Raw genomic sequence first — 20808 nt, 5'->3', positions numbered from 1 at the left:
GGGTATGATGAGCCGTCCAATAATTCTGGGGATTGTCGGTGACAGCGCCGCAGGCAAAACAACGCTGACTAGGGGAATTGCTCAAGTACTTGGTCCAGAAAATGTCACGCTTATTTGTACCGATGATTACCATCGTTATGATCGCCAGCAACGTGCAGAAATTGGCATCACAGCCCTCCATCCTGACTGTAATCATCTAGATATTATGCAGCAACATTTATCGCTGCTACGCACAGGACAGCCAATTCTCAAGCCAGTTTACAGCCATAAAACCGGGACATTTGAGGCGCCAAAGTACATCAAGCCCAATAAATTCGTAATTATTGAAGGATTACTTGGTTATTCTACCCGTGCAGCTCGTGAAGCTTACGACGTGAAGGTTTATCTTGCACCGCCAGAACCGCTACGCGCTCAATGGAAAGTCAAGCGGGATACCCAAAAGCGCGGCTACACGGCTGAACAAGTCTTAGCAGAACTAGAAAAGCGTGAACCAGACTCAGACAGTTTTATTCGTCCGCAACGGCAATGGTCGGATATAGTTGTGAGTTTTTATCCAGCCAGTGATGATGCTGATGGTAGTAATGGACATTTAAATGTCCGGTTAGTATTGCGACCAACAATCCCTCATCCTGATTTTACACCAATTCTTAATTTAACTAATGGTAATTCTCAGTCAGCCATCCGCTTGGGATTAGACCGGGATATGAGTAAACCTGTGGATGTGTTGGAAGTTGATGGTCATGCGACTTTAGAACAGGTAAATAAATTAGAGCATATTTTATGTTCGGATATGCCTTACCTACTCAATGTATGCGATCGCGAAAGTAATCCAGAATTGGGCAAAATCGCAGGGACAACTGGAGAGACATTGCAAAGTTACCCTCTGGCGCTAACTCAGTTGATTATTACTTACCATATGCTGAAAGCGACGCAAATTTATCAATAACTGCCATCGGGAGTGGGGAGTTGGGAGTATTGCAATTAATTTAAAGACGATTTACGAGAAAGCCCATAACCGATAATTTTTCTAGCACTTTGTCTGATATGGTCGCTCAAATGCCGATATTCAGACCAAAAAGAGGGCAGTACTGCCGATTTCATAGTTGATCATAATCCAAAGCCTTAGCCTGTCCCTCTGCGATTTCTTGTTTAGCGCGTTGTGCAGCTGCTACCAGTTTTTGTTGCGTTTTCTGGAAAGATTCGCTCCATTGAATTTCATCTTGCATATCATTAATGTAATCTCGAAGATGGTCAGCAACTTGTTTCTGTACCTCAATCGGTAAAGACTCCATCATTTTCACTACTGTAGTGATAGGTGCTGAAGACATAGTGTAATTCTCTTATTTAACTATTCATCATTTTGACGCAGAATCGGGTAAGTCTTCATCTAGCTAAGATTTTGCTCAGAAATTTGCTGGTGAATATAGTCCAATATTTCTCCAACGGTGCAAGCTACCGGTTCCGAATCACCAAGACTATTATAGTTGTAAGACGGAGGCCATTTCTTCACTGAGTCTAAAAGACTATGATCATCAGGTATTTCAATATCAAATTCTTCTTCTAGTGCCATTGCAAGTTCACGAGTATCAATTTCATCTGCACCTAAGTCATTAGATATGTGACTACTTAAAGTAAGTTTATCCGACTCAACGCATAACTGTTCAATTAGTATATCTTTAACTTTAAGAAAAATATCAGCCATTTTCTTATCCCTACCAGACGCTTCTAATTGTCTAGTTAACGGCAAGATATTTTTCTCATATTCTGCTTGTCTTTCAACTTCAATTCGCGCCTGTTCTGCTTGTCTTTCAGCTTGAAGTCGTGCTAGTTTTGCGCGTTTAAATTCTTGAATTTGTGCTTCTTCCGCTTGTCGTTCGGACTCAATTATTGCTTGTTCTGCGCGTTTAACTTTTTCAGCCGCTATACGCTCCTTTAAAACTTCAATCCAGGAGTTAAGAACATCACGGACAAAAGAAAACTCGACCTTGTATCCACTCTGACTATAAATTTTTGTAGCTATCTTCCAAACCATCTCATCATGTTTGGAAAGTAGAGAATTTAAACCATACTCGCTAACTTCTACAACCTCATATAAATGATTGTTGATTACTTTTGTCAAAATATATATTTCATAATCTTGATTATTTCTAGTCATTAAAACCTCTGTAAAATTGGTGTAAAAACATCTGAATATATCTCAGATAATGATTTTATTACGAACCAAGAACTACGAATTACGAATTACAAAACAGATTCAGCTAAAGCCACAGCACCCCAAAGCGGCGCATCATCACCCAACGCCGCTGGGACAACTGCAAAATCAATTTCCGGTAACGCTGTCTCCCGCGCCACCTTTTGCACCACATCCCACCAATTACCTCCAGCTTTAGTCACACTCCCACCCAAAATAAATAACTCTGGGTTAATCAAATTCGCTACATTCCCAATACCCACACCCAAAGCCCAAGCACTTTGAGATAAGATATCTTGTGCTAACTCATCACCTTGCGCTGCTGCTTCACTCACCACCTTTCCTGTAATCAACTCCAAATTATTACTCACCAACCCCCTCAATATTTCGCCTGTGTGCGGTTCATTTTCCAAACCTTCCCGCGCATTTTTCGCCATATAAGGCCCCGACGCTAATCGTTCCACACATCCCCGCTTCCCACACAAACACACTGGCCCCGCAGGATCGACAACCATGTGTCCAATTTCGCCAGCCATTCCGCCCACACCCCGCCAAGGCTGGCCATTGAGTATCCAACCACCACCCACACCAGTACTGATGGTGATATAAAACAAACTATCGTGTCCCGCACCAGCACCAAAGCGGTATTCACCCAAAGCCGCCACATTAGCATCGTTGTCTACACTCACAGGAACGCTAAACTCATGTTCTAACAACTGTTTGAGAGGAATATTTTCCCAACCAGCCACATGATGAGATAGCCGCACCGTACCAGTGGAAGCGTCAACAGGCCCCCCAAAGCTGACACCAATTGCAGCAGGTTTTTCTCCTGGCAATAGAGAATTAATGAGCGATCGCATAATATCTAAGTCAGTGTTAGCATTTGCATTAACTGGGGAAAAACGACGTTCATAGGATAACCATTTCTGAGAACCAGAATTTACAATTGCTGCGGCTAGCTTAGTTCCACCAAAATCCAGCGCTAAAATTAATGTCATAATTTCTAAGTAATAAATAGGGTACTGATATTAACCCATCACTCATTCTGACTTTTCACGTTATGTAAAAAAGTTTACGGAAAACCTAAATTCCTCGCCCCAAGAAAAATAGATAATTTTCCTGAAACTACGCAAAAGCTGATAGCGTCAAACAAGATAAAATATTTTTGTGGAAGTTGCAGCTTGAAAACCCGTTCTAATTACTGGCAATTATCACCCTATCTTCGACCCCAGTGGCGAAACATTACCAAGGGATTTATTGGTATCTGTGGATATGTACTGGCGACATTAACGCTCATTAATCTGGCGGGTAGATTGGCAACTCCCTTCGGTGAAGGTAATGTAGTAGCGATCGCCCAATTGGCTGGAAGTCTGGTTTTAGTGTTTCTGGTGCGTGGCTTGTTTCAGTCTTTGCAAGATATTTACATGGCAAAAGTTGCTTTAAGGGTAGCTTTTAATCTCCGCAAGCAGGTTTATTCCCACTTACAAAAACTCGATTTAAGCTATTTTGAGACAGCCAAAGCAGGTGATTTATCTTACCGCCTCACAGAAGATATTGACCGTGTTGGGGAAGTAGTAAATAAACTGTTTCACGACTTTATCCCCTGCATTTTGCAACTGATAGCCATACCCATCTACATGATTTACCTGAATTGGCAATTGACACTAGCTATAGTGATTATTGCGCCACTGATGGCTGTTTTAATTACCTGGTTTGGCGAACGGTTACGCAAATATTCTCTCAAAAGCCAAAATCGCGTTTCTGGTTTATCGGCAATTCTTACCGAAGTATTTAGCGGTATTCGTTTAGTACAAGCTTTCGCCGCCGAAAACTACGAAATTGCCAGGTTTGGTAATGAAGCAGAACGCAGTTTTCAAGCCAAATACTCTGCCGAACGCCTAAAAGCAATTCAAATACCCATAGTGGGCTTTCTGGAAGCCTTAAGTGCCATATCTTTATTAATAGTAGGAACTTGGCAAATTTCCCAAAATAATTTAACGGTAGGGGAATTTTTCAGCTACTTAGCAGCGGCGGCGTTATTAATTGACCCCATTGGTCACACTACTAATAATTACAACGAATTTAAACAAGGTGAGGCATCCGTTGACCGGGTTTTTGAATTGATGGCAATTCAACCCACGATATTAGAAAAGCCCAACGCTATCGCCTTACCTCCAGTTAATGGCAAGGTGGAATATCATCATGTATCTTTTGCCTATAAACCGGGTGAACCTGTAATCAAAGATATCAGTTTATTGGCGTTACCAGGAGAAGCCATCGCCCTTGTGGGTGCTTCTGGTGCTGGTAAAACCACATTTGTTAATCTCCTTCCTCGTTTTTATGACCCGGCATCTGGGAAAATTTTAATTGACGGTGTGGATATTCGGGATGTGAAGTTGCAGAGTCTGCGGCGACAAATTGGCATTGTTCCCCAAGAAACCGTGATGTTTTCGGGAACTATTGCCCAAAATATTGCCTTTGGCCAAGACTCGTTTGACATGGACGCAGTAGCCGCAGCCGCGAAAATTGCTAACGCCCACCAATTTATTACTCAACTACCAGAAGGTTATTATACCTGGGTAGGTGAACGGGGTGTGAATTTATCTGGTGGACAAAGACAAAGAATTGCCATCGCCCGTGCAGTCTTTCTCAACCCGCAAATTTTGATTTTGGACGAAGCCACATCGGCGCTAGATTCCGAATCAGAAGCACTAGTCCAAGAAGCATTAGAAAGACTGATGCAAAACCGGACAGTATTTATTATTGCCCACCGTTTAAGTACAGTGCGCCGATGCGATCGCATTTTAGTACTCGAACGGGGTCAAATTGTCGAATCGGGAACCCATGAGGAATTGATCGCACTTGAGCAACGCTATGCTCAGTTTTATGCTCAACAGTTTAGTTAAAGCGATTGATTATTTTTTAAAGCGGTGCGATTTTCATAAATAAAGCCTGCTGATGCAGGCTCAACATCTTAATTTCTTGAATCCACCCAGGTTAACTTTCCTTTGAGAGATTAACGATTATCAACAACATATTGAATCAACTGGGTAATCCGTTGACGTAGGGTTTCTAATCCCAAGCGTTGACTTGCGGAAATAAACACCGCTAGAGGAAACTCTTCCTGCGCTAGAGCCAATGTTTCACTGTCAACTTGGTCAATTTTGTTAAACACAACCAAAGCTAGTCCAGGAGTTACTGGCATTTGTGCCAAAATTTCCCGCACTGAGCGAATATGGCTCAACCAAGCCGGATGGGATAAATCCACCAAATGCAGTAGAGCATCAGCTTCTGTGACTTCCTCCAATGTGGCGCGGAAGGCGTCCATTAAGGAATTAGGCAGTTCATGTATAAATCCTACCGTATCTGTCAGTAGAATCTCTTGAGTTTCCCCAGTTTCACCATGAGAAATTACCAGGCGGCGGGTAGTCGGGTCAAGAGTTGCAAACAATTGGTCTGCGGTATATACTTCAGCATTGGTTAGGGCATTCAGCAAGGTAGACTTACCAGCATTGGTATAGCCCACCAAAGCCACCGAAGGCACTTCCTGATGTTGGCGACGTTGGCGCAACCGCGAACGATGAGCCTGCAACTGATTTACTTCTTGTTGCAATCGGGAAATCCGTCTTTGAATAGCCCGGCGTTCTGTTTCCAGTTTAGTTTCACCGGGGCCACGAGTCCCAATCCCACCACCTAACCGCGACATGGCTAGACCTCTACCACTTAGTCGCGGCATCATATATCCTAACTGTGCTAGTTCTACTTGCAATTTACCAGCACGGGATTGGGCCCGTTGGGCAAAGATATCCAAAATCACTTCAGTGCGGTCAACTACCCTGACACCAATTTGTCTTTCTAGGTTACGGACTTGGGCGGGTGAGAGGTCGCGGTCAAAAACCACGAGATTAGCTCCCAGGGTTTGGGCCGTTAGAGCAATTTCTTGCACCTTACCCTCACCTACTACTGTTTGGGGATGAATGCGCGATCGCTTTTGTTGTAATGTTTGTAGTACCTCGCCGCCAGCCGTATCCACCAACCGCGCTAATTCTATCAGGGTATCCTGGAATTGTTGGGCAGTCACATGATCTGTTACTACTCCCACAATTAACACGCGATCGTTTTCCGCATCTACTTCCTGGGCAACAAATTCTCGCTGAAATTCTGCTTCCAGATTTTCCACCAATTCGATGAAATCCTGTTCTGCCAGCATATCTAAGCTCATAGGCGGCGATACACTGGAGAAGATTTCCGAATTTTGCGTACCGATAGCTGATTGCTGAGTTGAGACTAGTTGTTTAGTATTAGTGTTTGATACTAGGTGCGCTAAATAAGCTTCTTTAACGTATCCAGTAGAGCCGCCACCTCGTCGCGTAAATCCTGTCCCCGTAATATTTAATACTACTAGGGCATCTAAACGTTGCATCGCCATGGCCGTCAGTGCCGATTCATTGGGTGGTTCTGGCTTCAGATGGGTTGAAATACAACGAATACCGCTGAGACGTTCTGCACCGTAACGGGGCAATTCCAGCGGTGGGATTTGTGTTTGACGCGGTGTGCCTACCCCTACCCGGAACACTTGTCCACGACGATTGAGGTAGGCAGACACAGGCTGATTGATTTCTGTGCTAATGGCTGCCAGACGCTGGGAGAACTCAGGCGTTGTGATGCGATCGCCTGGTATGCGCTGGTGGTACAGTCGCTGTAGTTGTTTCAGCTGACTGGACTTTAAGCCCTGAAGATTTCCAAAGATAGTTTCTATAGGCGTTTATGACCAGTAAATGGCCCCCCGAATCCTGCTTATGTCTATTTTACAACAGGGTTTGGTGTGCAAACTCTTTCTTTTGGTAGTTGCAATCTTGATTAGTATCCACATACTAGTCATTTACAGTTGTTGTTAGTGGTAGTTAGCACCCCATCAAGTTATGGTCACTATACGCACAGCTTCTGAACAAACTGGAGTTTAGACTATTTACTACTTGCTTATTTCGGAAAGTGACAGAACAGAGGTATATTATTTCTCTTTTTTCATTTCTTGACTTTTGAAGTCGTTGTTATCCTTATTCATCAAATTTGCTACTTCTTGTAGAAGTTCTTTTTGCTCTTCTTGAATTACTTCCAAGCGATCAATAATTTCTACTAAACGCTGTTGTTTATCTTGATAAATAATCTGAGATGTTGTAGGTAATGATTGTAGCTTATTATTTACTTTCTGGTATGTTGCTTGTTGAATAGTAGAACTATACATTATTTTTTTTAAATAAACAAAACTGTTTTGGATAACAGATTGAATTAGTTTTAGTGGAAATTGTATAATTGACCAACTTGCTGTCTCAATCAAACGAATAATAGCTTTGATAATACTCCAAATAAAAGCAATGCTGAATAGTAAGACTACTAAACTCAAAATTGGGTGATTGATTGCCGAAGATAAAATTTGTAATAACCGCAAAATTGCAGGATGCTGTGCTAAAAAATCATTTACATAAGAAGTCATCCCTGTCTTAATTGCTAATGATGTTGTATTATGAATTTGTTCGGCGGTTTGCCATGTCTGGTCTATAGAACTTTTAGCTTGTTCAAGGGTATTTGTAATTTTATCAATTGCTATATCTGTTGTTGTAGCTGCTGTTTCTTGTAACGACGAACCAACTTGTTGAAATGAGTTAGTAAGAATACCAACTCTTTGTCTGACAATAATTTTGGCATTTTCCCAGGTTGAAACTCCTGCTAAAAAATTGATATTTATTTTGATGCTTAGTATTTTAAACATACAATTTATGTATACTTTTACTAGATCATGCTAATTATTATAGTCAAAATACAAAATTTATCTGTCGATATCCGTTACAATTAATCTCTATGTTTGAACTGATAGCATTTTTGATTTAAATATAATATATCCAGGAGAGTGTGTAGCCTAATTTTTGGATATTCTAGTAATTAACAATGTATTAACTATGCTAGGTTTTAATCTAAATTATCCACAAACCGGATGTACAGCCACAAGGTTTTCTCTTTCATCTAGTGTGATGCGCGCCAGTCTAAATTGTTCAATTATGGCTGCATTAGTTGTTAAATGTGTACTCAATTCAGCTACTCGATATTGACTTTCATTGCTAGATAACACAGCAGGCAATAATAATTGATCTGCTAAATGTTCATCTACTGGTGCGCCAGTTTGATGAAATCTCATCAGTTGTTTGCAAGCAATTTCTGCCACTTTTTCTGATGTCATCCGCAAACGACCAAATCCACCAAAGCCAGTTAAACTATTTTGATATTCAGCAGTTAAGAAAATACCTGCCCCTGGTGCTACACCCTTTTCTCGCAAAGCCTGTATATTGACTTTTAATCCTGCTTCTTGCAACAAATTTTCGGCCCGATTCGCCATGCGTTGGGGAATATGTGCGGGTAGTTGCGTAACTACCGCTAGTCCCCGTACTTGCTGTAAATCTCCACGTTCTACCAAGTTGATTCCGCTGAGTTTTCTACCACCCCTCACCCGCAACTTGATTTCTCCCCCACCTTGGGGATACCACCCCCAAGCACCTAATTGAACTTCTGCTTCTATCCCCATACGCTGGAGTATTGGTAGATAGACTTGTTGAATATATGTAATTGTGGGGCTGAAGTTGACATGAGTTCCACCCCGCAGCGTCACCAAAGAATCACCAGAGGCTAGGGACAAAGGTAAGAGGATAGTCTGTAAAACTAAAGTAATTGCACCAGCCGAACTACCTTGTCGAGCTTCACTGACATCAAAGGTATAATTTCCCGCTTGTACATAACTACTGGGAATGAATTCTAAGTTCAATGAACCTAAAGCATCACCGTGCATTTGGGCGTGACAAACTCTCGCAGCTGCGCGAACAGCTGTTAAGTGTTGCGCTGCTAATCCTGGTTTTTTGCGTTTGGCGCGAATCCCTGCAATGCGTATCGGTTGGCCAGTGATGGCGGCTAAACTCAAGGAGGTACGAAGAACCTGTCCGCCTCCTTCTCCGTAGGAACCGTCAATTTCAAGCATGGGAGATGTTGGATATTGGATTTGAGGATAGTCTCCACGGTTCTGGAAACATACCATAGATAAACACAGATTAAGTATGATCTGTGATTTCTTAACTTAATGTGAAATTTGGCATTGCAAAACTTTGCTTTTACCAGGATTCATCAATCCATAAGGATCAACCATTTCTTTAAATTTTAACTGCTCAGGATCAATAATTTTTCTCCCGCCATCTTCAATAATGTATGTGTGAGGATTGGCAATGAATACACCTTTAGCTTCGTGATAGCGAATAATTTCATTGAGACGTTCTTCGGTGCTGTAACGCACAAGCTGTAAAGCACCAGGAGTTACTCTACCATTCACCCGAATAAATTCTAAGTGCATCATTACTTCATCACCAAAATGATGATACATATGCTCCACCAATTCTAAGCTGGTATCAGCAGGGAACATACTTTGTAAGTAAGTGATGGAAGTATCGACAGTCCGGGCGTGTAAGGTGGTGTGATTCCAAGTAAATTCTCCTAAATTCGCACCTTTATCATTTGCTGGTTTTTCATAAGTAATTTTACCGCCGTATTGCTTTACTAAACCAGGTAATGATTCTAAGTTGGGTTCAGCCAGCATTAATAATACTGGGTGAGTACCTTCGGGAATGTACTGTTGTAAGGGATGAAAATATTGGGATATTGGCGATGCAAAAACAGCAATTAATTTTTTCATCATGCCATCGGCATTACCCAGGGCTTGCCCAAACTTGGCGGCTGCCATAAAGTCATCAAAGGTAACAATGACTTCGGCCCAAGGATAAGCTGGCCCTAAGGGAATTTCTATTTCGGTGATGATGCCATTAATTCCCCAAGCATGATTGACCTTTTGCACATCGTCGCCGCGTAATTCGATGACACGGGGTTCATCTTCTAAGGTAACAACTTGCAGACCTAAAAGATTACCGCGATCGCCTAATAATCCATATTGAATTGAGCCAATTCCCCCACTCCCACCAGCAATAAATCCGCCAATTGTGGCTGTACGGTATGTGGAAGGTGCCATGCGGATTTCCCAACCGATGTCTCGCGCTTTTTTATCTATGGCTACCAACTTTACGCCAGCTTCTACCCGCGCTACTCCTGGTTTTACCCAAGGAATATTGTGCATTTTGGTCATATCCAGGATGACACCGCCATGCAAGGGTACGCATTGCCCATAATTACCTGTTCCCGCACCCCGCACTGTTATGGGTATTTTATTTTTAGCGCAAGCGGCTGCTACTGTGATAACTTCTTGTTGGTTAGCAGGACGCACAACAATATCCCCCACTTTTCCCTCTAGCTTTGGTACTAAAACAGGGCTAAAGGTGTGGTAATCCTGAGATAATTTGGCTACTTGAGGCGGATCTGTAATAATTTCTATGCTTTGTAGAGAGCTAATTAATTCATCTAATTGCGTCATAATTTATTTCTGGTTGTAAACTTATAAAAGTGCTTTTGTTGACATCCTCACCGGGCTGAAGCCTCGGTGATTCCAATCTAATCAAACAGACTTAACCCTTCGGGTTCGCCACTTTGCCATCGACGCAAAGCGCCAAGACGGCAAGTGGACTCACTGAATGAATTCTTGGCGGGTTGACGCTTCGCAGGATGCTGCTACTTTTGTCGTAGTCTGACGCTTTCCTCCACGTCCGTTTTGAGCCTCCGAATATCCTCCGGCGGCTTTAATATTAGTCGCGGCGTTCACGTCCCTATCGTGTGTAGATTCGCAATTTAAACAAATCCATTCACGAATTGAAAGGTCGAGCTTACCGCCTCTAAATCCACAGCATGAGCAAGCTTGGCTCGTTGGTTCCCATCTGTTGATAATGCGAAATTCGCGCCCGTATTTTTCGGCTTTACCTTCCAAAAATGTTCTAAACTGTCTCCACCCTAAATCGCTAATTGCTCTGGAAAGTTTACGGTTTTTGAGCATTCCTGAAACATTTAAATCTTCTAAGATAATCGCTTGATTTTCACGAATTAACCTAGTAGATAACTTGTGTAAAAAGTCTGTTCTAGTGTCCTTAAGTTTGGCTTGTAGTTTAGCTTTGCGTTTACGCGCTACTTCGTATCGTTTTGACCCTCTTGTTTTGCGAGATAAGTTTTTGCTGAGTCGCCGCAGTCTCCCAATACGCTTTTTTAACGGTTTTGGTGCGTCTACCTTTTCGCCAGTGCTGAGAGTTGCAAAAGTTGTTATACCTAAATCTACTCCAACAGCATTGTTTAGCGACGGCAAGGGCGAGGACTGAATTTCTACTACAAAGCTAGCAAAGTACCGCCCCGCAGCATCTTTGACAACAGTTACAGATGATGGCTCGGCAGGTAGCTGCCTTGACCAAACAACTTCTACTTGCCCAATCTTGGCAAGATAAACCGATGTTTGGCATACTTTGAAACCACCCTTCCGAAAACGAGCAGACTGAGCAGCGCGACGCTTTTTCAACTTGGGAGGTCGAGCAGGTTTACCTTTGCGCTCCTTCCTGCATGATTTAAAGAAGTTTTGATATGCCTGTTCTAAGTCGTTTAGAGATTGCTGTAAGGGGATGTTTGATACTTCAGATAACCACTCCCTTTCAACTGTTTTCTTGGCTTGAGTGATGAACAGCTTTTGCAAGTCTGCACATGAAGGCTTTTTATTGCCACCAAGATATTCAGTCTTGCAATGAGCAAGCGCGTCGTTCCACACCACACGAACGCACCCAAACAACTTGCTTAATAGCAGCTGCTGGGCATCAGTCGGATAGATTCGGTAACGATAACGTGCTTTCATAGTGAGTCCAGTGCGGTCTTGGGGTTTCCCCAAGTAGAGCAACTGGCGAACCCGAAGGGTAAAATTATACCATTTGGTCTACCACTATGAATAAAGAATATGGACGCGGTAAACACAGCGTTACATCGCTTAAGTCTCATTTGGTCTTTGTTACTAAATACCGTAAAAAGATATTTGATGCCGAACGTCTGGATGTCTTAATCCAAGCATTTGAGGGAGTAGCAAAGAAGATGGATTTTAGTATTCTTGAGGTTAACGGGGAAGGCGACCACGTTCACTTGCTGGTTGATTATCCACCTAGGTACTCTGTATCTCAGCTGGTGAACCACCTTAAAGGCGTATCATCAAGGCTTTACCGCAAGCAGTTTGCAGACTCTCCCCACGCTGAACACCTTTGGAGTCCTTCTTATTTTGCTTGTTCTGTAGGTGGCGCACCTATTGAAGTTCTAAAAGAATACATCCAAAATCAAAAGTCGCCCTAGAAGGGCGAGGCTTGAATCCCATTCTTTTGGTCATCAAAAAAACCATACTTGCCTTGAAGTAATAACAACTCAGTGACATTAACAACCGTAGAAATATAAATAGGTTAGCCTTTGAGGTTAGAAAAAATGTTAATTGCTGTGTTGGGATGGGCTATGAGACATTGCGGGTGAAAGATGGCCGCTACAGAAACTTTGGAAATTCCCTGGGCTATGGCGTTTCCGGCATAAATTCCGCAACCCATAAACAAGGTTACTCTGAGTACAACCAGCTAAAACACTGCTACCCATGTAAATGAAAGCAAGTTAAAGCAATTGGGACAACTCAACCAATGAGTTGCAGTTGACGTTGGTGTGATCAAATCCATCAAACAATAAAATCAACTTTTTATTTAACACCAAGATTGGTACAACTGCTGGTTTAGCTGAGTCTGAGTGTACATTCTAAAATTAATTTTTGATTTACCAAGGAATAAGGCTGAATTTCTAAAGCGCGCTTAAAGGCTTTGATTGCTTGACTATATTTTCCTAGTGCGGCGTAACACAAGCCCATGCCATGCAACGCTCCAAAATGAACTGGATTAATCTGAATCACCATTTGGCAGTCTGCCAAGGATTGTTTATAGTCTCCTATGCTGTAGTAGAGAAAAGCGCGTCGATTCCAGGCTTCGGCAAAATCTGGTTGGTCTTTGATGAGTTCTGTCAACATGACTTTGGCTTCAGCTGTTTCCCCAGCATCAAGTAACTTTTGACTCTGGTCAATTCTCTCCAGCCCATAAATTCCCTTTTGTTGAAACCAGATCCGCCAGAGTTTTTTGGTAGCTTGGTCTCTAACAGTGGCGTCGGGGTTTTTCAAATCTTCAAGTAAAGAACTGATAGATAAAGAATCCATGAATTTGAGATAAGTGATTATATCTTTGTATCTTTGTATAAAGGTATCAACTTTCCCAGGAAATCTACTAAGTCTTTTTTAAAGTCATCTTTAAAATTCTCAGCCCGGAATTGTAAAGTCAGCAATTTCTGTGTTACTTATTGTATTAAGCAATACTATTGACCCTAAAAGCAACCTGTAAAGTAATGAGTGATTAGTCGTTAAAATATCAACATTTTAAAAAGAAAAACTAACTATAAGTAGTTGACAAATCACTGGTGACTAATAGTTTATAAAAACATCACAAATAAACATATGACTATGCCAAAGCAAAATAGCGTTTCCAGGCATATTGTTCTCACTTCCCATCCCAGTAGCTTTGGCCCTAAGCCAATTGCCATTAATTGGGGAACCGCAGAGCCGATGCAACGTGGCCCGGTGATTGCTACTTTGACCAAACAAGCACATCGCAACGTGATTGGTACCCACTCTGGCAGTTATGCAATTTATCGCGCTTTAGCCGTGGCTAGTGGTGCTTTACAGACAGATCATCGAGCTGATTTAACTAACACTTCCCCAGTAACAAAGATTGGGCCCCATCCTAGTTGGGCTGACCCTGATAAGATTGTCTCACTAGACCCATTCGGTGCGATCGCCTCTGAAGTCTTTGCTTCTTATTGTCAACAGGGTTACGATATCCGCCCCACCATCGCCATCACCACGGCTCATATCAATATGCCGGAATTGCAAGACGCTGTAGCAAAAGGACGTTTGCAAGCGGATGGTCGAATTATGAAAGCAAACGGGGATTTGGTAGTCACTAAAGCTGCTATAGAGCCTGTGTGGTATTTACCGGGAGTAGCTAAACGCTTTGGTATCGCCGAACAAGATTTGCGCCGGGCTTTATTTGAACAAACTGGGGGAATGTTCCCCGAACTAGTAACACGTTCAGATTTGGAAGTATTTTTACCGCCCATTGGTGGACTGACAGTGTATATTGTCGGAGATCTCGCAGCCATTACAGATCCTAGTAAACCTGTAGCTGTACGGGTACATGATGAATGCAACGGTTCTGATGTCTTTGGCTCGGACATTTGCACCTGTCGTCCTTATTTAGTACACGGGATTGAGGTATGTATCCAAACGGCACAAGAAGGCGGTGTGGGAATTATTGTTTATTTCCGCAAAGAAGGCCGAGCATTGGGAGAAGTCACCAAGTTCTTAGTTTACAACGCTCGCAAGCGTCAAGAAGGAGGCGATCGCGCTGATGCCTATTTTACACGGACAGAATGTGTGGCAGGGGTGCAAGATATGCGTTTCCAAGAATTAATGCCCGATGTGTTGCATTGGTTGGGCATTACCCGCATTGACCGTATGGTGTCGATGAGTAATATGAAATACAACGCTATTACTGAGGCGGGAATTGAAATTGGCGAAAGGGTCGCAATTCCCGAAGATTTGATTCCTCAAGATGCACGGGTGGAAATGGAAGCTAAAAAGGCTGCTGGCTATTACACTACAGGTGATGTTTTAGATGCTGGCGGTTTGGCAGATGTGAAGGGACGTTCTTTGGAATAGAAAGATGAGGGGGATGGAATGTAGCACTAGCTTCACATATTACCTAGTCCCCCAGTCCTCACAATTTCTTTAGGAGTTACAGAGTGGAAATACTTAGACGCACAAGCGGCGTGTCACAGGCTACCGCGAAGACGCAAAGAGAAGAGAATCAGATTGCATATCTTCGTTCTCCAATAGCTATTCGGGAGCGTTGTGGACAGGTCTTTGCATGGGTATGTGAAGGTAGGTCGCATTATTTTAGCTGTGATTTGGCACAGTTGGGACGGGTGGCAGACTATGTGATTGAGGTGATGCGCTGTGATTACCCGCATCTGCAAGTTCCGTTTCACAGTCGTTGGCGACATTTTGAGGTTGGGGGTATGCCACGATTAAATCAACTGAATAATCAATTGGCAGAAATTACTCCTTTGGAAAGGGCGATCGCTAAGTTTGATTTGGCAATTATCAGTGTGCTGTTGGATGCTGGTGCTGGTGAAGTTTGGCGTTTTCATGAACAGTCTACGGGATTGAGTTGGGGACGTTCTGAAGGGTTGGCTATTGCGAGTTTACAAATGTTTTGTCAGGGAGTTTTTTCTAGTAAGAATTTACCGCAAGTAGATGCGCTGGGATTACAAGCGTTAACAGCAGCAGAATTAACAACTCAGTTTCAAGTAAATGAAAAAAATCCACTTGTGGGTATTGCTGGACGATGGGGTTTATTACAAAAATTAGGTCAGGTATTAATCTCCTTACCGCATATATTTGGAGGTGAAAACCCCCGTCCCGGCAATTTAGTAAATTATTTGTTAGACAAATCAAAAAATGGACAGTTAGCAGCTACAACGGTTTTAAATGCAGTTCTTGCAGGATTTAGTGATATTTGGCCAGGAAGATTAGAAGTTACTGGGGTGAATTTAGGTGATGTGTGGCAACATTCAGGGGTTGCAGATGATCATTTAGTGCCATTTCACAAATTATCCCAATGGTTGACTTATTCTTTATTAGAACCACTCCAAGAACTGGGTTTGGAAGTCATTGATTTAGACGCCTTAACTGGACTACCAGAATATCGCAACGGTGGATTATGTTTGGACTTAGGATTAATTAGTGTTAAAGACCCGGAAATTTTACAATTATCCCACTCTGTAAGCTCAGAATTTATAGTTGAGTGGCGTGCTTTAACAGTGGTTCTTTTGGATCGAATTGCTACTACTGTACGCGAAAAATTAGGGATGAGTCAGGAAGAATTACCCTTGGTGAAAATCCTGCAAGGTGGAACCTGGACGGCGGGACGCAAAATTGCTGCTGAACTTAGAACAAGTGGTAAATCCCCCATAGCGATGGCCAGCGATGGCACTGTATTCTAATTTATCAGTCAAACAATTTTAAATTTTAGTCAACAGTTCTCAACCTGTTGGCTGACTAAATAATTAATAACTAATGATTAATCAAGTAAACATCATTGAGCATCCTTTGATTCAGCACAAACTGACGCTCATGCGTAAAGCGGAAACTAGTACAACAAAATTTCGTAATCTCCTCAAAGAAATTAGCTTATTGTTAGCTTATGAAGTGACACGAGATTTACCTTTAAAATATGAGTCGATTAAAACACCACTAGCTCCCATGAATGCCCCCATATTGGCACCTGATAAAAAATTGGTGTTAGTTTCTATTATGCGGGCAGGACAAGGTATTTTAGATGGAATGCTAGAGTTGATGCCATCCGCACGGGTGGGGCATATTGGTTTATATCGTGACCCAAAAACTTTGATTCCGGTTGAGTATTATTTTAAAGTTCCCCATGACGTTGAACAACGAGACATGATTGTGGTTGATCCAATGCTGGCCACTGGTAATTCAGCCATCGCCGCGGTGGAAAGGCTCAAATCAACAAATCCTTTATCTATGAAGTTTGTTTGTTTACTCGCAGCACCAGAAGGTATTGAGCATTTTTGTGCGGTACATACTGATGTGCCGATATATACAGCAGCCATTGATGACCATCTGGATGAACATGGTTATATTATTCCAGGATTAGGAGATGCAGGCGATCGCTTGTTTGGTACACGTTGATCACTGTATTTTTGGAGCAGTTACCGCAGGTTCGCAACCCTGAATCTATTCCCAATACAAATTTGAAGTACTTACCCGACGGAGATGGCGATTAATAACTATTTCTAATCTACTTAAATCATAGGGTTTGGTAATATAATCATCAGCACCTGTTAAGCAAAGACAATTCATATTTTGTGCAGAAGCTAAAGGTATTACTGAAATTATCGGAATAGTTGCGGTTTTTTTGTTGTGTTTGAGGTAATCAATTACTTGACTGCTATTTAAATCACATAACATCATATCTAAGATAATTAAATCAGGTTGATGAGTTTGTGCCAATATCATCCCCCTCAATCCCTTGGTGGCACAAATACATGATAAATTTAATTTTTTCAGGTAAGAATCTAGCAGTTCTAAGTTATTCAGATTTTGTTCTACAACCAAAATTAACGGTTGTTTGTGCATAAGTAAATAGTCGCTCTTTCAGAAAGGTCATACACCCAGAATTAATTTTTTAGGTGGGGATGTACGAGGTTTCCTTCAGGCGGCAGAATGCGGCTTGAAATAGACTAGCTCGTATCAAGTTTACTAGGTTGTGTGCTTACGCTCATCTTGAGGGTAGATGTTAACAAACTAGTAGTTTTATCAAGCAAATACCACCATAAATATCATAATTTTAAATTTAATCAAGCAGTAATTTTTCGTAAATAAAGTATTAAATTTTTACTAAATGCTTAACAATACTTAATTTTGGAAAATTAGGCGAGTCAGAACAAAAGAATTGACATGAAACAGAATATATACTGAAATCTAGGAAAAACAACAGTAAATATACGCTAATATTTTGCTGATACCATTAATCAAAGCTATTGACAAACTTCGCGCTGATCCTAGCTGCGGGTAAATCTACTCGTATGGGTACTTGTAAAACCTCCCTAGCTTGGGGAGGAAAAACATTATTAACTTATCAAATAGAACAGTGGTTAAGTGTAGATTTTATCCCGGTAATTGTGTTCGGTTTACACAATAGCCACAAACAACAAGATTGTCCGCCTGGTAGTGTAACAGTAATTAATCCCCATCCTAATGCTGGTAAAACCACTTCAATTCTGGCAGGATTAGAACATATTCCCGGAAATTTTCACATATTAGCAATTTCTGCTGTTGATCAACCCCGGAAATCAGAAATTTATCAGCAACTTATTTCAGCACATGTAAATAATCCTACCTTGATTACAGCACCCACCTATCAAGGTAAAATAGGACATCCCATACTGTGGGGAAATCACATGCGATCGCACTTACAAAATATTCGGGAAGAAACTTTAGGATTACGTCAAATTATCCAAGAATTTTACTCAGATATTCATCAAATAGAATTTAATTGTGCGGATGTATTACTAGATATTAATACCCCTGAAGTATATCAAAAACACTTCTTACTTTAGAAAGAAAATCAAGTTATTTGAGTAATGCCCTAAATCATCTCAAATTCTACCTGACAACTTTGTAAAAAATCATGAGTGAAATGGTCTACCACATTAGTATCAGCAAGCTCTAAATTATAAAAATCCACCACCTCATGCTCAAAATAGGGGCCAGCGTGCCAAGTCCCTTGATGCAACTTAATAAAACAATTTCCGGGAATGCGGAAAGCTGCAATTTCTGCTAATACTGGTTCTGGCAAATCATTATGGGGCGGACAAACTGCAATTAACCAATCCTTACCCTCCAAAGATCCTAAACATTGAGTACATTGCAAATGACGAGTAATTTTATGAAACTTCCGCCCTCTTTTCTCCAGTCTCATAATATAAAAGCGCGGCGTGCCATTGTTTAAATTTAATTGAGCATCTTCTACATCAAAGTTTTTACCATCTGGGCTAGGAAAAATCACTTGTCCATAACGCCGAAAATTTTCTGAATTTATCAACGTAGTTTGTAATTGCTGTACTGTTTGTGATGTATTCATAATTAATTTTATTAATTTAAAAATCAAATCTTCAAAGTCGTAAAACTCTGTATTTTTCTCTTAATCTTCTTCTTCATGTACTACAGCCCTTGTGGGCATCACTGGGCGCGTGCGTATTTTGCGGTTTGTTAAAAAAATAACTTTGATAACGCAGAAAAAAATTGCTATATTTCTATAGTGTAAATTCAATTTTACTATGACAAACACCCCTTTTTTCAAGACATCTGGCTGAAAACCTGCTGATATTATTCCTAATTCCTAAACTTGATCTATGCCAATTTATGTTTACTGGGGTGAAGATGATTTCGCCATTGAAAAAGCGGTGACAACGTTGCGCGATCGCATCCTTGATCCCCTCTGGACAAACTTTAACTACACCTCATTATCTCCAGATCAACCAGACGCAGCAATTGCAGCATTAAATCAAGTCATGACACCAGCCTTTGGCGCTGGTGGACGCTTAGTTTGGCTAATCAATACTACCCTTTGTCAGCATTGCCCAGAAAATGTCTTAGGAGAACTCACACGCACCTTACCAGTCATCCCCGAAAACTCATTTTTATTACTTACCAGTCGCAATAAACCAGATGAACGCCTCAAATCCACAAAACTGCTGAAGAAACTAGCTCATGAATTCCGAGAATTTCCCCTTATTCCACCCTGGAAAACCGAATTGCTAGTCCAGTCTGTCAATCAAGCGGCTCAAACAGCAGGATTAAAACTAACTCCCCAGACTGCGGAATTTTTAGCCCAGGCTGTAGGCAATGATACAAGGCTACTTGATAATGAAATTGAGAAGTTACGTCTTTATACCTCAGATACCCGTAAACCTTTAGACGTAGATACAATTACGCAATTAGTCAGAAATACTACACAAAATAGCTTACAATTGGCTACGGCAATTAGAATGGGAGATACGGCTAAAGCCTTGACTATTTTGGCGGATCTTATGAATGCTGCTGAACCGGGATTGCGGATAATTGCGACTTTGATTGGACAATTTCGTACTTGGTTGTTGGTAAAGATGGCTATAGAAAGCGGTGAACGTAATCCTCAAGCGATCGCCCAAGCCGCAGAAATTAGCAATCCCAAACGTATTTACTTTCTACAGCAAGAAGTCAAATCACTTTCTGTGCAACAACTAATCTCCTGCTTCCCGCTACTGCTAGAGTTAGAAGTTAGTCTCAAACAAGGTTCCACAGAAGTATCGGCACTGCAAACCAAAGTAATAGAACTTTGTCAAGTATGCCAACACGGATATTAACTATAAAAATTTATATCAAAATTTAATTGACATATGCTTGCCTGGAACTTCTCGCTCCTAAAATAATTCAAAGCCATTAACATCTCCCTACTATGGTTCTGTGTCAAACATCTTATGAAAAGAATTACTAATTTGTTTTGCCAAAATCCCTTGCCATATCTACTTTCCCAACGCTTATTTTTTGGCATGATTGCCACAGCTAGTTTGGTTAGCAGTTTAACTTTCAGTAGCAAAGCCAACGCACAAACAGCATCAGTTAACAATGCTGATATTGACAGCTATGCTCAAGCTGTGTTGGCAATGGAAACACCGCGTCAACAAGCCTTTGAAGAAATTAAGAGATTAGTTGGAAGTGGAGATATGCCGAGGATTGTTTGTAACGATCCCAACAGTATGAGCGCTTTACCACGCAAGGCTCAAACCATCGCTGTGAATTACTGTAACCGCTCTCAACAAATAGTCGAAGAGAATGGTCTAAGTATTGATCGATTTAACAATATTACTGTTGAGCTACAAAATAACAACAACTTAAAAAGACAAGTTTACAACAGCTTAATTCGTCTGCAAACAACTCCAGAATCTCGGTAGATAAACACATGAAAATAGGG

The 20808-nt window shown here is 41.4% G+C and carries 20 protein-coding genes and 1 pseudogene; 9 read left to right on the top strand and 12 right to left on the bottom strand.

Annotation, left to right across the window (positions count from 1 at the left end):
• The first annotated feature begins 7 nt into the window (after positions 1 to 7).
• Complete coding sequence (locus ACM0OT_RS11930; protein WP_414564616.1) at positions 8 to 946, top strand: phosphoribulokinase; 939 nt, start codon at positions 8 to 10, stop codon at positions 944 to 946.
• Positions 947 to 1097: 151 nt separating this feature from the next.
• On the opposite strand, the gene ACM0OT_RS11925 is transcribed toward ACM0OT_RS11930, so the two are convergent.
• The 3 genes and pseudogenes from ACM0OT_RS11925 to ACM0OT_RS11915 all read right to left on the bottom strand — a co-directional run bounded on the left by ACM0OT_RS11925 (position 1098) and on the right by ACM0OT_RS11915 (position 3189).
• Positions 1098 to 1328: a hypothetical protein gene (locus ACM0OT_RS11925; RefSeq protein WP_414564549.1), complete on the bottom strand. Its 231-nt coding sequence runs from the start codon at positions 1326 to 1328 to the stop codon at positions 1098 to 1100.
• A 200-nt stretch (positions 1329 to 1528) separates the two neighbouring features.
• Positions 1529 to 1702: pseudogene (locus ACM0OT_RS11920) on the bottom strand (acyl carrier protein); the annotation flags it as partial.
• 539 nt (positions 1703 to 2241) lie between these two features.
• Positions 2242 to 3189 carry an ROK family protein gene (locus tag ACM0OT_RS11915; RefSeq protein ID WP_414564548.1) on the bottom strand — a complete coding sequence of 316 codons (948 nt, stop codon included), beginning with the start codon at positions 3187 to 3189 and terminating at the stop codon, positions 2242 to 2244.
• 183 nt (positions 3190 to 3372) lie between these two features.
• Here ACM0OT_RS11915 and ACM0OT_RS11910 point away from each other — a divergent pair, with 183 nt between their 5' ends.
• Positions 3373 to 5097 (top strand): ABC transporter ATP-binding protein, encoded by a 1725-nt coding sequence (locus ACM0OT_RS11910; protein ID WP_414564547.1) that lies wholly within the window; start codon positions 3373 to 3375, stop codon positions 5095 to 5097.
• 110 nt (positions 5098 to 5207) lie between these two features.
• On the opposite strand, the gene hflX is transcribed toward ACM0OT_RS11910, so the two are convergent.
• The 5 genes from hflX to ACM0OT_RS11885 form a co-directional block, all read right to left on the bottom strand.
• A complete protein-coding gene (gene hflX / locus ACM0OT_RS11905; protein WP_414564615.1) occupies positions 5208 to 6950 on the bottom strand; it encodes a GTPase HflX in 1743 nt (580 codons plus the stop codon).
• Positions 6951 to 7202: 252 nt separating this feature from the next.
• On the bottom strand, positions 7203 to 7961 hold the full coding sequence (locus ACM0OT_RS11900; RefSeq protein ID WP_414564546.1) for a hypothetical protein: 759 nt from the start codon (positions 7959 to 7961) through the stop codon (positions 7203 to 7205).
• 207 nt (positions 7962 to 8168) lie between these two features.
• Positions 8169 to 9215, bottom strand: a complete 1047-nt coding sequence (gene rtcA / locus ACM0OT_RS11895; RefSeq protein ID WP_414564545.1) for an RNA 3'-terminal phosphate cyclase — start codon at positions 9213 to 9215, stop codon at positions 8169 to 8171.
• Positions 9216 to 9311: 96 nt separating this feature from the next.
• On the bottom strand, positions 9312 to 10649 hold the full coding sequence (locus ACM0OT_RS11890) for an FAD-binding oxidoreductase (RefSeq protein WP_414564544.1): 1338 nt from the start codon (positions 10647 to 10649) through the stop codon (positions 9312 to 9314).
• Positions 10650 to 10799: 150 nt separating this feature from the next.
• On the bottom strand, positions 10800 to 11999 hold the full coding sequence (locus tag ACM0OT_RS11885) for an RNA-guided endonuclease InsQ/TnpB family protein (protein WP_414563574.1): 1200 nt from the start codon (positions 11997 to 11999) through the stop codon (positions 10800 to 10802).
• Between the two features lie 86 nt (positions 12000 to 12085).
• Between ACM0OT_RS11885 and tnpA the strand changes: the two genes are divergently transcribed.
• The gene (tnpA, locus tag ACM0OT_RS11880) at positions 12086 to 12481 is read left to right on the top strand and encodes an IS200/IS605 family transposase (RefSeq protein ID WP_414563573.1); all 396 of its coding nucleotides are present in this window, start codon (positions 12086 to 12088) and stop codon (positions 12479 to 12481) included.
• A gap of 104 nt (positions 12482 to 12585) precedes the next feature.
• Here tnpA and ACM0OT_RS11875 read toward each other — a convergent pair whose 3' ends face one another.
• Together ACM0OT_RS11875 and ACM0OT_RS11870 are read right to left on the bottom strand one after the other, a co-directional pair.
• Positions 12586 to 12723, bottom strand: a complete 138-nt coding sequence (locus ACM0OT_RS11875; RefSeq protein WP_414564543.1) for a hypothetical protein — start codon at positions 12721 to 12723, stop codon at positions 12586 to 12588.
• Between the two features lie 176 nt (positions 12724 to 12899).
• Positions 12900 to 13370 carry a tetratricopeptide repeat protein gene (locus tag ACM0OT_RS11870; protein WP_414564542.1) on the bottom strand — a complete coding sequence of 157 codons (471 nt, stop codon included), beginning with the start codon at positions 13368 to 13370 and terminating at the stop codon, positions 12900 to 12902.
• 300 nt (positions 13371 to 13670) lie between these two features.
• On the opposite strand from ACM0OT_RS11870, the gene ACM0OT_RS11865 reads away from it, so the two are divergent.
• From ACM0OT_RS11865 to upp, 3 genes are all read left to right on the top strand, one after another.
• Entirely contained in the window at positions 13671 to 14927 is a 1257-nt protein-coding gene (locus ACM0OT_RS11865; RefSeq protein ID WP_414564614.1) for a GTP cyclohydrolase II, read from the top strand.
• Between the two features lie 83 nt (positions 14928 to 15010).
• Entirely contained in the window at positions 15011 to 16273 is a 1263-nt protein-coding gene (locus tag ACM0OT_RS11860) for a URC4/urg3 family protein (RefSeq protein WP_414564541.1), read from the top strand.
• A 73-nt stretch (positions 16274 to 16346) separates the two neighbouring features.
• The gene (upp, locus tag ACM0OT_RS11855; RefSeq protein WP_414564540.1) at positions 16347 to 16982 is read left to right on the top strand and encodes a uracil phosphoribosyltransferase; all 636 of its coding nucleotides are present in this window, start codon (positions 16347 to 16349) and stop codon (positions 16980 to 16982) included.
• 45 nt (positions 16983 to 17027) lie between these two features.
• Here the strand turns inward: upp and ACM0OT_RS11850 are convergent, their stop codons facing one another.
• On the bottom strand, positions 17028 to 17429 hold the full coding sequence (locus ACM0OT_RS11850; RefSeq protein ID WP_414564539.1) for a two-component system response regulator: 402 nt from the start codon (positions 17427 to 17429) through the stop codon (positions 17028 to 17030).
• Between the two features lie 404 nt (positions 17430 to 17833).
• Here ACM0OT_RS11850 and ACM0OT_RS11845 point away from each other — a divergent pair, with 404 nt between their 5' ends.
• Positions 17834 to 18412, top strand: a complete 579-nt coding sequence (locus ACM0OT_RS11845; protein WP_414564538.1) for a nucleotidyltransferase family protein — start codon at positions 17834 to 17836, stop codon at positions 18410 to 18412.
• Positions 18413 to 18441: 29 nt separating this feature from the next.
• Here ACM0OT_RS11845 and ACM0OT_RS11840 read toward each other — a convergent pair whose 3' ends face one another.
• Positions 18442 to 18936, bottom strand: coding sequence for an ureidoglycolate lyase (locus ACM0OT_RS11840; protein WP_414564537.1), 495 nt, complete (start codon positions 18934 to 18936; stop codon positions 18442 to 18444).
• 271 nt (positions 18937 to 19207) lie between these two features.
• On the opposite strand from ACM0OT_RS11840, the gene holA reads away from it, so the two are divergent.
• Positions 19208 to 20200, top strand: coding sequence for a DNA polymerase III subunit delta (gene holA / locus ACM0OT_RS11835; RefSeq protein WP_414564536.1), 993 nt, complete (start codon positions 19208 to 19210; stop codon positions 20198 to 20200).
• 114 nt (positions 20201 to 20314) lie between these two features.
• Complete coding sequence (locus tag ACM0OT_RS11830) at positions 20315 to 20788, top strand: DUF4168 domain-containing protein (RefSeq protein ID WP_414564535.1); 474 nt, start codon at positions 20315 to 20317, stop codon at positions 20786 to 20788.
• Positions 20789 to 20808: the final 20 nt, after the last annotated feature.

The organism is Anabaena sp. CCY 9613 (genome assembly GCF_963920895.1).
Lineage (GTDB): Bacteria > Cyanobacteriota > Cyanobacteriia > Cyanobacteriales > Nostocaceae > Cyanocohniella.
Note: the sequence above shows the minus strand (reverse complement) of the source record. Positions and strands in the feature narration are given on the sequence as shown.